Raw genomic sequence first — 14,913 nt, 5'->3', positions numbered from 1 at the left:
CCGGGCCGCGCCGTAAAGGACCGGGTGCCGCTGGCGCCGGGCCAGCCGGTCCAGCCGCCGCCGCAGCCGGGGGGAGCAGTCCGCCGGGCAGTCCTCCGGCTCCGGGAGGGAGGCCAGCATGGCGTCCCGGGCCAGTGCCGCCGCCTGCCGCAGCGCGCCGTCTGTCATGTTCATACGTCGATCCCCTCCTCTTCCAGCAGCTTTTTCAGCTGTTTTTTGGCCCGGGTGTCCAGGCTGCGGACGCCGCTGTAGCTCAGGCCCAGCATGTGCGTCAGCTCCCGGTCGGTGTAGCCGTCGGCGTATTTCAGGAGGATCAGCTCCCGATACCGGGCGGGCAGGCGGGCGATGGCGTCCGCCAGGGCGTTCCCCTCCACGCGGAAGGGGATGCCCGCCGTCTCCTCGTTCAGCGGCTCCGCGGGCTTTCGCCGCCTGGCCCGGTAGATGTCGATGGCTTTGTTCTCAACAATGGTAACGACGTAGCTTCGCGTTTTGTTGCACGCCGGGTCAGAAATTTTTGAAATATTTTTCGCGATGGCGAGAAACGCCTCCTGCACCGCATCCTCAGCGTCCCGGCCGTCTCCCAGGACCCGCCGCGCCGTGTGGAGCATCAATCCCAGATAGCGGTCGTAGACCCGCTGGAACTTCCCTTTGTCCTCCGGCGCTTCGATCATCTGCGTGTAGACCAGCATCCCACCACCTCGCTTTACTGGCATTATATCACAGCGGCGGTCCGCTGTCTCCAGCTTTTTCCAGACTGCCTGCCGGGAAAATCTGCCCTCCCCGGCAAAATCCTGGGCCAAGGGTGTTGCATCCGGCGGAAAAATCGTATATAATGTCTGTAAATTTGTGATTATGTCGACCAGCGGGAACATTCCCGCAGGCCGGGACGTGTTATCAATCGAGACGATTACTGCGAGGTGCCGCGATGATCCGCTTAAAAGACGTGGAAATGGAATACGACAATGGAACGAAGGCCATCCAGGGCATCACCCTTACCATCGAGGACGGCGAATTCGTGTTTCTGGTGGGGCCTTCCGGTTCCGGAAAGTCCACCATCATCAAGCTGCTGACGGGGGAGGTGGAGCCGTGCGGAGGCCGCATCATGATCAACGGCTTTTCCGTCAGCAACATCTCCGGAAAGCAGATCCCCCTGATGCGCCGGACCCTGGGAGTCATCTTCCAGGACTTCCGCCTCATTGAGAAAAAGACGGTCTATGACAATCTGGCCTTCGTCATGCGGGCGGTGGGAGCGCCCTCCAAAAAGATCCAGGAGCGCATCCCCTATGTGCTGAATCTGGTGGGCCTGGAGGAGAAGGCCTCCCGCTATCCCACGGAGCTTTCCGGCGGCGAGCAGCAGCGGGTCGCCATCGCCCGGGCGCTGGTGAACAACCCGGATACCATCATCGCCGACGAGCCCACCGGCAATCTGGACCCGGACCGCTCCCTGGAGCTGATGGACCTGCTGGTGAAGATCAACGCCCTGGGCACTACCGTGGTGGTGGTGACCCATGAGAAAGACCTGGTGGACCGCTTCGGCAAGCGGGTCATCACCATCGACTCCGGCCACGTGGTCAACGACAGCGTGGGCGGCTATGTGGGAGGGACCATCCATGGCTAAGCACGATCTGGGATATTTTGTCCACGAGGGCGTTTCCAATATGTTCAGCCACGGCTTCATGAGCTTTGCCGCCATCGGCATCACCGTGGCCTGCCTGCTCATCATGGGCACCTTTACCCTGGTGGCGGTGAACGCCAACGAGCAGCTGAAGGACCTGGAGCGGGAGAACGAGATCCTGGCCTATGTGGACGACACCTATACCACCGCCCAGGCCAAGGCGCTGCAGAAGGAGCTGGAGGCGCTGGACAACGTGGCCTCCGCCACCTTCATCAGCAAGGAGGAGGCTACGGCGGCCTTCGCCGCCGAGTACCCCGAGGAGGTGCAGTTCCAGGACCTGGACCCGGAGATCTTCGAGGACCGCTATGCCATCAAGGTGGTGGATCTGGAGCAGCAGAGCGCCACGGTGGAGGCGGTGGCCGGCGTGACCGGCATTTCTGACGTCAACGCCCATGAGGAGATCGCCGGGGGCTTCGTCACGGTCCGCAACGTGGCCACCGTGGTCTGCGTGGCCCTCATCGCCATTTTGTTCGTGGTGTCGGTGTTCATCATTTCCAACACCATCAAGCTCACCACCTTCGACCGGCGGGACGAGATCGCCATCATGCGGATGGTGGGCGCCACCAATGGCTTCATCCGCTGGCCCTTTGTGTATGAGGGCTTCCTGCTGGGGCTGCTCAGCGCCGTCATTGCCTTCCTCTCCCAGTGGGGACTGTATGAGGCGGTGGCCCGGGGCGTGGAGAACAACGACGCCATGCAGCTGATCCGCATCATTCCCTTCCAGCAGCTGTGGCCCATGGTGGCCGGGACCTTTGCCGCCGCCGGCATCCTGATCGGCGTGGGCGGCAGCCTGTCCGCCATCCGGAAATTTTTGCAGGTGTGACGCCATGAGGAAAACTGTGAAAAAGACCTGCCGCGCGCTGGCGGCACTGCTGCTGTTGGCCTGCCTGCTGGCAGTGGACTTGACCCCGACGGTGCTGGCGGTGACCCAGGCGGATATCGACGCGCTGAAGGGCGACGCCAGCGACCTGACCGCCCAGCGCAAGGAGCTGCAAAAAAAGCTGGATGCGCTGGCCAGCGACAAGAGCACCGCCATCCAGCGGAAAAATCTGCTGGACCAGCAGATCGCCAATACCTCCTCTCAGATCGCCAACGTGGAGGCCCAGATCGACCAGTACGCCGCCCTCATCGCCCAGAAGGAGGCGGAGCTGGCGGACGCCCAGGAACGGGAAGCCGCTCAGTATGAGCTGTTCTGCAAGCGGGTGCGGGCCATGGAGAAGCGGGGGACCGTCTCTTATTGGTCGGTACTGTTCAAGGCGGAGAGCTTCACGGACCTGCTGAGCCGCCTGGACATCATCAATGAGATCATGAGCGCGGATCAGAAGGTCATCGACGACCTCCAGGCTCTCCAGGTGGAGATCGAGGAGGCCAAGACCTCTCTGGAGGGCAGCAAGGAGGAGGAAGAAGCCGCCAAAGCTGACCTGGTCAGCAAGAAAAAAGAGCTGAACGCCCAGCGGACTGCCGCCAACAAGGTCATCCAGGAGCTGACTGCCACCGAGAACGAGACGGAGGCGGTCCTGGATGATATGGAGGCGGAGCAGGAGGCCATTCAGGCGGAGATTCAGCGCCTGAGCCGGGAGCTGGCGGCCCAGCAGGCCGCCCAGGGCAAGCCGGTGAACTCCAATCCCGGCGGCTACATCTGGCCGGTGGACAGCCGCTATATCACCTCCACTGTGGGCGGGCGGACTTCTCCCGGCGGCATCGGCTCCACCAACCATAAAGGCACCGACATTGGCCGGGTGGGCTACACCTCGCCTATCTATGCCTCCAAGTCCGGTACGGTCATCGTCTCCCAGCGCAGCAGCTCTTATGGCGAATATGTGGTCATCTCCCACGGCAGCGGCAACACCACGCTGTACGCCCACATGAGCACTCGCAAGGTCTCCGTGGGCCAATACGTGAACCAGGGCGACGTCATCGGCATCACTGGCTCCACCGGCAACTCCACCGGCCCCCATCTGCATTTCGAGATCACGGAAAACGGCGTTCGGGTGAATCCGCTGAGCCATGGCGCAGACCCGAAAAAGGGCTATCTCACCGGCTATACCCTGTCCAAGAGCGCCTGAAGCACATAAACGCGCCTTCCGCCCCATACCATGGAGCGGGAGGCGGTTTTTATGATCGGATTATTGTTGTGGAAAGAGCCGGGCGGAGGACGGCGGGCGGTGACACTGCGGGAGATCAGCGTGATGCACGCCCGGCTGCTGTTGGCGGAGGTGGCCCGGGGGCCTAAAACGCCGGAAGCGGTGGTCCGCCGCCGGGTCGCGGCGGCGGGGAAGCGGCTGCGGAAGCAGGGGGTCATTCAGGCGGTGTTGCCCCGGGACTTCTCCTATGGCCCGGCGCTGGCCAAAGCGGGGGTGGGGCCGGTGTCCACCCTGCCCCTGCGGCAGGCCCTGGCGGCGGATCATACCCGCTGGCTGCTGGCAGAGCGGGGCATCCCGGCGGCGGGGGCCAGGGTGGCAGTGACCGCCGGGACCCTCACCGGCCAGGTGGCGCGGACCGTGACGGAGCTGTGCCTCCGCCACCGCTACGTGCTGCTGGATCTGCCCTACGGCGGGGAGGAGCTGTGCCGTCAGCTGCGGCGGGAGTACGGCGTGTCGCTGCTGCTGGGACCCGACAAGGACCAGCTGGAGGGGGCGGAGGCCCTGGTGCTGTTCGATCCGCGGACGGATCTCACCTGCCGCAATCCGGCGGTGCTGCGGCTGTATGACGAGACGGCGCCCCTGCCGCCGCTTCTGCTGCCGCCCGCCCTGGAGGAAAAGCTGCCGGAGGGAGCGGACCGCGCCCAGCTGCTGGCGTTCCTGCGGGAGGCGGGCGTTCTCCGCCTGGGCCAGATCGCCATCGGATGGAAATGTCAATAGCAAATGCGAAAAAAATATAAAAAAATATAATCCCTGTTTTTAGGCGGTCAGGAAAGCGCGGCGACGCACTCCCGGAAAAGCATTGCCGCGGTTCTCCAGCCCAGCACCTTCCGGGGATAGTTGTTCATCCACGCTTCATGTTCTTTTATCTCTTCGGCGGACACGGACCCAAAATCTGTTCCCTTCGGGTACTTCCGCCGAAACATTTTGTTTTGACATTCGTTTGACCCGCGTTCGTAACTGCTATACGGGTGGCAGAAATAAACCGTCGTTCGCTTCCCCTGCCCGGTTATGGACCGTTCCAGCCTCTCCACGTCGGAGAATTCAACGCCGTTGTCAACCGTGATCGTGCGGAATACCTTTCGGAAGAGGGCCGGGCCGAATCGCTGTTCTATCCTGTCCAGCGCCTGAATGGTGCTTTCAATGGTCCTGTCCGGCATTTTCTCCATGATGTTATCACGGGTCAGCCGTTCGGTCAGCGCCAGCACCGCCGTTCGGGAAGTGTCCTTTGCGGAATAAACCGTGTCCATCTCCCAATGTCCGAACGTGCTTCGTTCGTCAACCTCCGCCGGGCGGTGTTCTATGCTCTCCCCGGCGGGCGGGCGCTTCGCGGTTTTGATCTTCCGATATGGCCGCTTCTTTTTCGGCTTTTCCGGCAAGTCGGCGTTGCTGATCGTCAGGAAAACGCCCTTCGCAATATAGCTGTATAGGGTGTTCACGCAAATATGGGTCCTGAATTTCTTTCCCTCCAACTCCGCTTCCGCAAGGGCCGCGGCGGGGGAACGGTGTTCGTCCCGAATCTTCCGTTCGATGTAGTCGGCAAATTCAAAGTCGTTCCCGATTTTCAGCATTGCCCCTTTCGCTTTCAGATTTTCCCTGTAAAGGCGGTCGGCTTCGTCCGGGTTGTACCGCTCTTCTTCAATCCATGTTTCCCCGTCAAGGTGGACCCAGCGGGCGCGCTTGATCTCCCGGTAAATTGTACTCACGTGAACGTGGAGAATGTCGGCGATTTCCTGTTTCCGCCGCCCCGCGTTTAATAGGTCCTCCAGCTTGTAGCGGTCCGCCCGCGTCAGGTGACTATAACAATGACCCATATATAAAAACCTCCCGTCAAGATTCCCCGCCCCCGCTTGTCAGCGTCGGGCGGGGTCGTTTTGTGTCGGGAAGCATTATAACACGTGCTTTATACTAACGCAAGTATAATAATTATTCGTTTCCGCCGGTCAGCCATTCGAGGGAAACCCCCAGCACCTTCGCAAGAATCACAAGTTCAAAATCTGCGACGAACCGGGTTCCGATCTCAATTCTTGAAATGCTGTCCCGCTCCAGCACGATTCCTTCCACTTGCAGACGGGCGGCAAGGTCCGTTTGTGTGATCTTCTGCCGGGCGCGCGCCTCCCGCACCCGGTCCCCGCAAAGGTTCTTCCGTCCGTGATAGTCATATATCTTCATTTTGACCCCTCCCGTGTTAAAGTTCAGCATTATTCTTGACTTTAGCACGGGAAGCATTCATAATTGTGTTAAAGGTCGGAACGCCAGCGGTTTTCGCGGCTCCGCCCTCAAAAATATAACGGAGGTTGTGAAAATGGGCTTGTTTGGTGAAGTTCTTTGCGGCGTATGCGGCAAAAAAGCCGGGTTGACCCGGTATAAAACAAAGGACGGCGCGTGCGTGTGCGCCGAATGCGTCAAGGCTGGCGGCGGTCTTATGGCATTGACCCCGCAAAAGATGACCGTTCCCGAAATCCGCGCGGCGATTGCGGCCCGGACGGAGGGCGCGGCGGCGGCAACGGCGGCGGCGGAATGCGGCGACTTGCAAACCGCCGAATCTATGTATCAGGCTTGTAAAATGGTGGGTTTTGGTGTCGCGGTGTCCGATAAATGGGGGCAAAACCATTTCCGCGTCATCGAAAAAGCCCTTATGGACGGCGAAAAGGTCCTTGCGGTCTTTTTGGGCCTCCACAACTACAAATCCGCCAGCAAGCACGAACAGACATACGCCTATGCCCTCACAAATAGGCGGCTGATCTGCGGCCAGCAAAACCTTGTCGCCGGGGACAAGCTGAAAACCGTATATCTCGACAACCTGAACGACATTACCGTTGCTTCCGGCATTCTGAACGGCACGTTGACGATTGACACGATGAAGGAAACCTTTTCCGTGTTCGTCGGCGCGGACCCGGCCCGGAAGATTGCCCCCAAACTCCACGCGGAAATTGACGGCTTGCGGCGCGCGCAAAGCGCCCCGGCCTCCGCTCCCGCGGCCCCCTCCGCCGCCGACGAAATCGCAAAGTTCAAAGCCCTTTTGGATTCCGGCGCGATTACGGAAGAGGAATTTTCCGCAAAGAAAAAGCAGTTGCTGGGCCTCTGATCTCCCGAACAGAAAAGCGGCGGGCACTTCGCCCGCCGCCGTTTTTTATGCTTGCGCGCCCGCCGCCGCGTCCAGCGTCTTTTCAATCCATTCATTCAAGGACATTCCCGCGGCCTGCGCCGCGGCAAGATAGATTTCTTTCTTTCCCTTCTTCACCATCGGATAAATCCGATCATAGTTCTTTTCGTTATACTTGCGCTTCGCGTCGGTTGCAGACTGTCCGCGGGGCGTTTCATATTTTCCGGCCATGTTTTCGCCCTCCTTTCGGCTCCTATTGTAACACGCTTTTGATACTAACGCAAGTATATAAATTGCACAATCTAACGTTAGTATATTTGTATAGTTTTTTCTCTTTTGCCCTCTTGACTTTATACTAACGTTAGTATATAATAATAATCAGAAAGAGGGAAACAAAAGCTGCCCGGTTGCCGGGGCGTAAAGTTCGGCAACGGCCAACCTTACGGGCCGACACGGAAAGGGGGCCGACACGGTAAACCACGACACTTCAACCACTGTTCAATATATGGGAGGTAATCAGAATGAAAAAGTTTGAAATCGGCAAGTCCTATGTCACCCGCTCCATCTGCGACTATAATTGCAAGTTCGTTATCACGATCACGGGCCGCACCGCTAAAACCGTTTCTTATAACTACATGGGCGAGGCCCGCCGCTCCAAAATCCGCATTGACGACGACGGTTGCGAGTTCATCCAGCCGGACCGCTATTCTATGGCCCCCACCTTCCGCGCTGAACGTGAAGTTCAGCCGGAAGAGGCCCCCGCCGCCGACGTGGAGGAAACCCCGGCCCCCGCCGCCGCTCCCGCTCCCGTAGAGGCTCCCGCCGCCTCGAACGTCGTTACCATTGCCCAGCCCGTCGATGACGGCACGGTTATTTTGATGATCGGCCAGCGCGTCGAACGGAATTGCGGCGCTTGCTTCCCCGCCGTGGGCGGCACGATTGCCGGGTTCGTCGATGTTCCCGACGGGCGGTTTTTCCGGGGCGGGTCCTTCGCCCTTGTCCGCTGGGACGACAACCCCGACGTTCCCGAACGCCTCCGCCTCTGCGAGATTCACCGCCGCGGCTGGCGGTCCCCCGGCGGCTCCCCGCTGGGCGTGTTCGTCCGATAAGATCAGCGCGGGGCGGCGGTCCGCCGCCGTCCCGCTCGAACGGAGGGATTGACAATGCAAAAAATCGGTGCATTCTATGTTTACCGCGGCGAATGGATTTGCCCTTTTCCTCCCGGCTGGGTTCTTGACCGCGAACAATGTTCCGGGCGCACTTCCGGGATTCCGATTTACAAATCACTTTCCGACGCGCAAAACGCCATTCGCAAAAGCCTTGACGGAAGCAATGCTTCAACCCCGCGCATAGTAGCAACTTGCGGCTGGGATGAAGTAAAAAAAGACTGGTTTCTTGAATAGCTACAAATAGAACGGAGGAATTATAATGCAGGAACACAGAAAAAGGCTGAACACGTATGAAAACGGTATCTTCGTTTCCCGGACCGTAACCACGAACCTTTATTACAGCATAGGGGCATATCAGGAAGGGGATTCCGACATTGACGACGTACCCGTTGCAACCGTGGCCGATCTATGGTATATGTGGCAGGAAATGAAGCGCGACGACAGCGCGTGCGGGGAACGCGGCTGGAAGTATCACTTTTACCGGCACGAAATCACGACGGAGGAAAACCCGCTTTCTGGCAAGCCGGAAACCGTCGATTACGTCACCCCCGGCAAGCTGTACCGCCGCGGGAACAAAGTATTCTTCAAGGGGCTTTGACCCCTCCAGCAAAAAAAGCCCGCCGGGGTCATCCCCCGGCGGGCTTCGTGTATCTGTCCGAATCGGACAACTGCGCGCGGCGGTTTACTCTCCGCCGCCGTCGTCGCTCTTTTTCTCCCGGTCCTCCGCGTTGCTCCCGGCGCTCCCGCCGGTGTTCCCTCCGCCGCCGGTGTCGCCGCCGCCGGACGTGCCGCCGCCGGTGTCAGCCTTGACGGATTGCGTGCCGAAATAAAAACTGATGATGACCGTATAAATCATCATAAAGTTTTGGTCCAGCCGCCCGATCACGGTTAGAACCGCGAAAACGACGGTCAGCAGGATAGTAACGATTGATTTTACCGTCAACAGGCGGTTTGCGATTTTCTCTTTCATGTTCGTTCCCCTTTCTTTCAGCCGATGACTTTACAGGCGGATTCCGGGACCCAGCCCAGCCCGTCGATGTGTACGCCGCATTTCCGGCCCGGATAGTAATATTTGACCGTGTACGTGCCGTTCACGGTCTTTCCCTGTCCGTTTCCGAGACTGTCCCGGTAGAGGGGGCCGGAATACTGCACCTTCGCGCCGACGCGCATTTTCGGCGCGGCGGCGGCGACGGCCTGAACGTCCGCCGCGTTGACCCAGCCGTAAACCGTGGACCCGCCGCCGGTCTGCTTGATAAGGTGGTAAGGGTGTTTCGCGCCCTTCGCAATGGCCGTCACCTTCGCCGTTCCCGGCTTGCACGCGGGGCCGGTTGCCGCGTTCGCGTTGGAATAGTGAACGGCCCCCGTGAACCGCACCACGTCGCCCACAGCGAACGCCAGCGCCCCGGACGTATCGGAGGACCCCCCGGACGTTCCGGGGCTTCCTGCGCCCGCTGTACCGCCTCCCGTGGGGGTTTCCGCGGTCGTGTCGTATTCGAGATACGGCAACTTCCCGTGTTTGGTCCACTTCCGCCCGTTCATGCCGGGGATTGCCCCGATGTTCAGGCACGCCGTTTCCTGCACGCAATTTTTGAACGCCGGGGAACACTCGACGACTTTTCCGCCGCCGACATAAACCCCGATATGCCCGGACAACCAGACGGCTTCCCCCGGAATGATCTTCCCGAAATCCGTTGAAACGTCCTTGCATACTTTTATCATGCTGTCCGCTCCAATGTCGGGAACGCCGTTCACGGCGTACCCCGCGCCGCCGTATGTCCGGGACGCGTCGCCGCACCATCCCCAAAGAACGCCTTTCAGCAAGCAAACGCAATCGAACCCATACACGGGCGGATTCTTGTTTGCCGCGGCCTTTATCATCTGCGTTCGCGCGGCCTGTTTGTTGTACGAATGGTTATTGCAATACCGGGTCACGTTCGCGCCCGTCAGGGGCGCGCCAAAACAGCCCATGACGTACAGCGTCGAATAGTTCCGCACGATGTTTTCCAGCTTCTCAATGAAAACCGTTGCTTTCATCTTTCCCGTTCCTTTCCCCGTGTCCCCGGCGGGGGACCCGGCGTATTTGTCGAAATAGGCTTGCCCGTAACCGGCCCGCTTGATCTGCACGGCCAGCCCGGTGTCCGCCGGTCGCTCGAATTTCAGCAAAACCGCGTCCGACGCTTCCCGCACCGCGACGGCGGTTTTCAGCGCGAACAGGACGGAGGCGTAACCCGTGTCCAGTTCGTGAATCAGAAATTCAAGCTGGGCTTCGAGGTCGCCCACGGACGCGCCCCGCGCCTTGACGAAATCCAAAAGCGCCTGTTTCCGGCTCCAATAGGTCCACTGTGCGAGGCCGTACCCGGCGGAATCGTGGACAAAGTTTCCGTATGCCCCCGAATCAACCGCCGCCGTGTACGTGTCGTCGGTGTACCCCAGCTTTTTTTCATAGCTGTTTTGAAGGTTCGTCGGCTTCAATGCGCTTTCGGCGTACAAATTCCCCATAAGGGCCGCGGCCCCCGCCGGGGTCAGGCCCTTTCCGATCAGGAAATTATAAATCTGCTCTTCAACTGTTTTTCCGTTCAAACCCATTGTGAAACCTCCGATCAAGGTTGAATGTTGTTCAGGTCAACGGGCATTCCCTCCGTCGCTTTCGGGGCGGATTGCTTGATCTTCACGACGTTTTCCGCCTTTGCTTTCCACGCGTAAAACCCGGTCGCCGTGATCGTCGGCCCGGCAATGTAGGTCAGCAGAACCGAAAGTTGCGACGGGTCCACGAACACGGCCCAAACGCCCACGCCGAACCCCGCAAAATAGGTAAAGAGAACCGCCGAAAGAACAAGTTTTGAAAACTCAAACTTCCGGCGGCTCTTCTTCGTTTGCTCCGTTTTGCTGTTCCGGCGCTTTCGCGTCCGGCCCGTCCCCAAAAGCAGGACGGCGGCGAACCCTCCGATCAACCCCGCGGCGGCGCTGATTAGATAGTTCATGCCGCCTCCCCCTATTCTTCCCGGTCCTCCCGCTTTTCGAGGCGGTCCAGCCTATGGTGTGCCTGTTTCGCGGAAGATTCAACGGCGGTCAGGCGGGTGATTAGATCGGTGTTTGTTTTTCGCTGTTCCCGCTGTTCTGCCTTGATGTCGTCGATTCCGCCTTTGATGTACCCGATTTCGGTTAGAACCGTAGCGTCGTTTTTCGCCTCCGCCTCCGTGTCCTTCTTCCCGTTGCGGGCGAATGCCGCATACCCGAACACGATAGCGCAAAGCGTACTAATAACGCTGATCGCCGTTAAAACCGTTTCGCCCATTGCTTTTTACCTCCGTTTTGGATTTGAGAAAGCCCCGGCGCGCTTGCGCCGGGGCCGTCCGTCGGGCGCGCCGTCACTCAACGTCGGTGATCTCCAGCGCGTCCAGCAGTTCCTTGACTTCGGCTTTCAGCCGGTCGGGGACCTGCGCCATAGTCTTTTTACCCTTCACGATCAGGGTGGCATACACAACGGCCATCGTTCGGACCTCCTTTCTGCAAAAGATGTATGCTAAAAGCAGGAACAGCGCGTTACTCACCGCCGCCCCCGCCTTCCGCCTCCAACAGCGCCCGCACCTTTTCGCGCAAGCGTTCCGGGACTTCTTCAAGGGTCTTTTTGCCCTTCCTGATAAGGTCCGCATATACCTTTTCCATCGGTTTTTCCCCCTTCCTTTACTCGCTGTAAACGGCGGTTTCGACTAACTCGTAAACGTCGCAAAGCGCCATTTGAAGGTCCGTCACCTGTTCCGACAAGCTGGCGTTTTCCGCGGAAAGCCGCTTGTTTTCCTCCGTCAACTCTTCAACGGATTTCGGCTTGTTCGCAATGCTGGTCGGCGTATGCTTCACGCTCATTCAAAATTCCCCCCTGCCGAAAGAATGAAACAGTCGCCGACGGCCTCGTTCCGCTTCACCTTGATTCGGAAGTTGAAAGCCCACGTGTCGGCGGTCTTTTTGTCGTTGGTGAAAAAGAATTTGCTTCCGCTGTTCACGGCCTGCGTCACGTCCTCCCACGTGGGCGCTTCGTCGTTCGCGTTGTTGCAGACTTCAACCGTGAACGTGGCCCCCGCCGGAATCTGCCGGGTGACGCTCATAATCGCTTTTGTAATCATGTCGTCAGCCGGAAGGGGGGTGGCCAGCGTCAACTCAATTTCGGTTTCGTTCTTGCTGAACGTGTACGTCCGGGTGGCGCTCCCGCCGTAGTTGTCCGCGGCGGTGATCTTCAACTTGTGGGACCCGTTCAACAGCTTCAACCATTCGTCGGCGGTCACGCTGAACGTGTATTCCTGCCCGCTGGTGGCCTGATACTCCCGCTTCTTCGTGTCGTCGATGTACTCCGTCACGGTCAGCGTCTGCCCCGCGTCCGGGTCCGTCGCGGTGTAGGCTTGCGAGAACGCCCCGGTCTTTGCGCCCAAGTCCTTGTCCGTGCCGTCGATGGTGGGCGCGGTGTTATTGATGACCGTTCGTTTTTCGCTGGTCTTATACGCCGATTCCGCCCCGGCGCTGTCGTAGGCTTTCACGCGGTAGGTGACGTTTTTCCAGCCCTTCGTGATCGCGTCCGTGTACGTGCGGTTGATTCCCTTGTAAACCTGTTCAAAAACCCCGTCGTCGTGCTGGCGTTCCAGCACGTACCCGGACAAATTGTTGTCCGCGTCCGTGGAGGCTCCCCACGTGACCGTCAGATTTTCGCCGCCCCGGACCGTCGCCGGAACGCTGATACTTTCCGGGACCGTGGGCGTGCGGTTCCAAATGATCGTGTACGCGCCGTCGCTGTCCGTGGAATCAGATACCAAGATTTCAGATTTCAGATTACAAAGCGGGCGAACGCCGTTGAAGCCGTCGTACGCGCTGTTGGTGATCAGCGAGCCGGTGGAATGGACGCGGCGGGCAGTGTAGGAATCCGACGCGTAAGCGTCCGCCAGCCAGTAATACCAATACGCCGTTGCGGAAAGCCCCGACGTTTTGTATTCGCTTTTTTCCACGGCCTCCGCCGTCGGGTATGCTTGCCGGGAAGCGTCGTTGGTGAACAAGGCCAGCTTCGTGCCGCAAACCGCGTCGCCGGACAAGCCAACCTCCGTACAGCTTGCGAAAAACACTTTGTCTTTGCAAACCTCCGTCCCGCCGCCGTCCACGGAGGCTTTGCCGACGGTGTGGGAGGTTTCCAACAGCGCCGCCCGGAAGTTCGCCGAAAAGCCGTACAGAAAGCCCGCTTCCGCTTCGTATTCGTTGTAATTGCTCCATACGTTCGCATTGTTCGGGGGCGCGTCCTGCCCGTGCTGGGCCGAATACCACGCGCCCGCCGCCGCCGCGCTGTTCAGCCATAGCCGGATATTAGAGTAAATCCAGCGGTTATTGCCGTACTGCTTGCGGTTGCTGTCCGAATTCGACGCTTCGATTGCGTCAAAGCATTTCAGCGAAATAATGCGGTCCGTAATCAGCGTCACGGCCCCGCTGGGATAGCCCGCGTGGTCTTTGTCGGCGATTTTCCAAATGATCGGCTTTCCGTTGTAGAGCGTGCCGGTGTCCTTCACCAGCGCGCCCACGGAAAGCGAACCTAAACTTTTTGCCATTTCGCTTCACTCTCCTTGAATAAGTCGTGAAATAGTTTGTCGGTTTCCCGGATTAGATGATGACAATTCCCCTTCGCCGCGTGGCTCCGCCAGCTTTGATAGGATTGTTCCACCTTCGCAAGTGTGATCTTGCCCGCGTCCAGTAGCTTTCTTTGCTTCCGCAACTTCCTTTGTTCGTTACATTTGCTTCTGCGCCTCACTTTCCGAATCACCTTCCCGGAATCCGTCAAATAGGTGTGGAAACCCAAAAAGTCAATGCCGTTTTTCAGCGGGAAGATGTTTGTTTTGTTGTTCAGGCGGAGGCCCAGCCCCGCAAGATACCTTTCGATCTCCCGGCGGCAATACTGCAAATACGCCTTGTCCTCATGTATCAAATAAAAGTCGTCCATATAGCGGCCATAGTACCGAATCCCCAATTTCTCTTTGATGAAGTGATCGAGGCCGGACAGATACATGACGGCGAACCATTGTGACGTTTGGTTGCCGATGGGGATTCCGGGGTTCTCCGTGCTGTCAATGATTAAGTCGATCAGCCACAGCAACAGCGGGTCCCGGAAGTATTGCCGGACCATTTCTTTTAATGGCCCGTGCTGAATCGAATAAAAATACTTCGATATGTCGCATTTAAGGACCCACCCGTTCGCATATCCTCCGTCCTGCGCCCGGACCGGCGGCAATCCCGCCGCCCGCCGCTCCGCGTCCGATTTCGCCTTGCGCTCGAAATAGTACGAACGCATGAAATCTTCGAGGCGGTATAATCCGTAATGGGTCCCGCGGCCACGCTGGGAAGCGTAGTTGTCCGCGATAAAAGATACAGAAAAGGCCGGTTCAAGGATGTTGTCGCAAAGGGAATGTTGCACGACTTTATCCTTGAACGCGTTTGTCATTACGATTCGTTCTTTCGGCTCATACACCCGGAAAATGTAATATTCCGACGGTCTGTATTCGCCCGATTTCAGCAAATCGGATAAGAGGCAAAGGGCTTCCAGCAAATTCGCTTCAAACTTCGCAACGCTGTATTTCTGTCTTTTGCCTCTCCGCGCTTTCAGGAATCCCGCGTAAAGGTTCCCGAAATCGTAAACAATCGTGAAATCGTCGGTCTTTTGTTGCATGGGGAAAACTCCTTGCCGTGTATAGAATCGGCCTTGCGGGGGCGGCGGAATCTCCCGGTTGTCCGGGTCCATGATTCGCCGTCGCAATGCGTCATCATCGGACCCGCCGCGCGCCCGCGGCGGGCGGAAGC

General features: G+C 58.8%; 21 protein-coding genes. 8 read left to right on the top strand and 13 right to left on the bottom strand.

The window, feature by feature from the left end:
- Window positions 1-170 precede the first annotated feature (170 nt).
- Window positions 171-800: an RNA polymerase sigma factor gene (locus Q0Z69_RS02145; protein WP_298029410.1), complete on the bottom strand. Its 630-nt coding sequence runs from the start codon at window positions 798-800 to the stop codon at window positions 171-173.
- Between the two features lie 125 nt (window positions 801-925).
- Between Q0Z69_RS02145 and ftsE the strand changes: the two genes are divergently transcribed.
- The 4 genes from ftsE to Q0Z69_RS02125 are packed head-to-tail and all read left to right on the top strand — an operon-like array spanning window position 926 to window position 4,536.
- Window positions 926-1,618, top strand: coding sequence for a cell division ATP-binding protein FtsE (ftsE, locus tag Q0Z69_RS02140; protein ID WP_298029408.1), 693 nt, complete (start codon window positions 926-928; stop codon window positions 1,616-1,618).
- Entirely contained in the window at window positions 1,611-2,498 is an 888-nt protein-coding gene (ftsX, locus tag Q0Z69_RS02135) for a permease-like cell division protein FtsX (protein ID WP_298029405.1), read from the top strand. Before ftsE ends, ftsX begins: the two co-directional genes overlap by 8 nt.
- A 16-nt stretch (window positions 2,499-2,514) precedes the next feature.
- The gene (locus Q0Z69_RS02130; protein WP_298029403.1) at window positions 2,515-3,741 is read left to right on the top strand and encodes a murein hydrolase activator EnvC; all 1,227 of its coding nucleotides are present in this window, start codon (window positions 2,515-2,517) and stop codon (window positions 3,739-3,741) included.
- A gap of 51 nt (window positions 3,742-3,792) precedes the next feature.
- Entirely contained in the window at window positions 3,793-4,536 is a 744-nt protein-coding gene (locus Q0Z69_RS02125) for a hypothetical protein (RefSeq protein WP_298029400.1), read from the top strand.
- A 47-nt stretch (window positions 4,537-4,583) separates the two neighbouring features.
- Here the strand turns inward: Q0Z69_RS02125 and Q0Z69_RS02120 are convergent, their stop codons facing one another.
- Window positions 4,584-5,630 carry an IS30 family transposase gene (locus Q0Z69_RS02120; RefSeq protein WP_298029398.1) on the bottom strand — a complete coding sequence of 349 codons (1,047 nt, stop codon included), beginning with the start codon at window positions 5,628-5,630 and terminating at the stop codon, window positions 4,584-4,586.
- Between the two features lie 112 nt (window positions 5,631-5,742).
- Window positions 5,743-5,988, bottom strand: a complete 246-nt coding sequence (locus tag Q0Z69_RS02115; RefSeq protein ID WP_298029396.1) for a helix-turn-helix domain-containing protein — start codon at window positions 5,986-5,988, stop codon at window positions 5,743-5,745.
- A gap of 133 nt (window positions 5,989-6,121) precedes the next feature.
- Here Q0Z69_RS02115 and Q0Z69_RS02110 point away from each other — a divergent pair, with 133 nt between their 5' ends.
- Window positions 6,122-6,904, top strand: coding sequence for an SHOCT domain-containing protein (locus tag Q0Z69_RS02110; protein WP_298029394.1), 783 nt, complete (start codon window positions 6,122-6,124; stop codon window positions 6,902-6,904).
- 45 nt (window positions 6,905-6,949) lie between these two features.
- On the opposite strand, the gene Q0Z69_RS02105 is transcribed toward Q0Z69_RS02110, so the two are convergent.
- Entirely contained in the window at window positions 6,950-7,153 is a 204-nt protein-coding gene (locus Q0Z69_RS02105; RefSeq protein WP_298029392.1) for an antitoxin, read from the bottom strand.
- A gap of 290 nt (window positions 7,154-7,443) precedes the next feature.
- On the opposite strand from Q0Z69_RS02105, the gene Q0Z69_RS02100 reads away from it, so the two are divergent.
- The 3 genes from Q0Z69_RS02100 to Q0Z69_RS02090 are packed head-to-tail and all read left to right on the top strand — an operon-like array spanning window position 7,444 to window position 8,689.
- Window positions 7,444-8,031 (top strand): hypothetical protein, encoded by a 588-nt coding sequence (locus tag Q0Z69_RS02100; RefSeq protein ID WP_298029390.1) that lies wholly within the window; start codon window positions 7,444-7,446, stop codon window positions 8,029-8,031.
- Between the two features lie 54 nt (window positions 8,032-8,085).
- On the top strand, window positions 8,086-8,325 hold the full coding sequence (locus tag Q0Z69_RS02095; RefSeq protein ID WP_298029388.1) for a hypothetical protein: 240 nt from the start codon (window positions 8,086-8,088) through the stop codon (window positions 8,323-8,325).
- Between the two features lie 25 nt (window positions 8,326-8,350).
- Window positions 8,351-8,689: a hypothetical protein gene (locus Q0Z69_RS02090; protein ID WP_298029386.1), complete on the top strand. Its 339-nt coding sequence runs from the start codon at window positions 8,351-8,353 to the stop codon at window positions 8,687-8,689.
- Between the two features lie 84 nt (window positions 8,690-8,773).
- On the opposite strand, the gene Q0Z69_RS02085 is transcribed toward Q0Z69_RS02090, so the two are convergent.
- From Q0Z69_RS02085 to Q0Z69_RS02045, 9 genes are all read right to left on the bottom strand, one after another.
- A complete protein-coding gene (locus Q0Z69_RS02085; protein ID WP_298029427.1) occupies window positions 8,774-9,061 on the bottom strand; it encodes a hypothetical protein in 288 nt (95 codons plus the stop codon).
- A 17-nt stretch (window positions 9,062-9,078) separates the two neighbouring features.
- Complete coding sequence (locus Q0Z69_RS02080) at window positions 9,079-10,677, bottom strand: phage tail tip lysozyme (protein WP_298029384.1); 1,599 nt, start codon at window positions 10,675-10,677, stop codon at window positions 9,079-9,081.
- 14 nt (window positions 10,678-10,691) lie between these two features.
- Window positions 10,692-11,072 (bottom strand): hypothetical protein, encoded by a 381-nt coding sequence (locus Q0Z69_RS02075; RefSeq protein WP_298029381.1) that lies wholly within the window; start codon window positions 11,070-11,072, stop codon window positions 10,692-10,694.
- Between the two features lie 11 nt (window positions 11,073-11,083).
- A complete protein-coding gene (locus tag Q0Z69_RS02070) occupies window positions 11,084-11,386 on the bottom strand; it encodes a hypothetical protein (protein ID WP_298029379.1) in 303 nt (100 codons plus the stop codon).
- A gap of 73 nt (window positions 11,387-11,459) precedes the next feature.
- On the bottom strand, window positions 11,460-11,582 hold the full coding sequence (locus Q0Z69_RS02065; RefSeq protein WP_367272201.1) for a CD1375 family protein: 123 nt from the start codon (window positions 11,580-11,582) through the stop codon (window positions 11,460-11,462).
- Window positions 11,583-11,634: 52 nt separating this feature from the next.
- The gene (locus tag Q0Z69_RS02060) at window positions 11,635-11,757 is read right to left on the bottom strand and encodes a CD1375 family protein (protein WP_298029376.1); all 123 of its coding nucleotides are present in this window, start codon (window positions 11,755-11,757) and stop codon (window positions 11,635-11,637) included.
- A gap of 18 nt (window positions 11,758-11,775) precedes the next feature.
- Complete coding sequence (locus tag Q0Z69_RS02055) at window positions 11,776-11,955, bottom strand: hypothetical protein (protein WP_298029374.1); 180 nt, start codon at window positions 11,953-11,955, stop codon at window positions 11,776-11,778.
- Window positions 11,952-13,670: a DUF6273 domain-containing protein gene (locus tag Q0Z69_RS02050; RefSeq protein WP_298029372.1), complete on the bottom strand. Its 1,719-nt coding sequence runs from the start codon at window positions 13,668-13,670 to the stop codon at window positions 11,952-11,954. The genes Q0Z69_RS02055 and Q0Z69_RS02050 overlap by 4 nt, the downstream gene beginning before the upstream one ends.
- A complete protein-coding gene (locus Q0Z69_RS02045) occupies window positions 13,655-14,782 on the bottom strand; it encodes an RNA-directed DNA polymerase (RefSeq protein ID WP_298029370.1) in 1,128 nt (375 codons plus the stop codon). The genes Q0Z69_RS02050 and Q0Z69_RS02045 overlap by 16 nt, the downstream gene beginning before the upstream one ends.
- Window positions 14,783-14,913 lie beyond the last annotated feature (131 nt).

This window comes from uncultured Dysosmobacter sp., assembly GCF_947631165.1.
Taxonomy (GTDB): domain Bacteria; phylum Bacillota; class Clostridia; order Oscillospirales; family Oscillospiraceae; genus Oscillibacter.
Note: the sequence above shows the minus strand (reverse complement) of the source record. Positions and strands in the feature narration are given on the sequence as shown.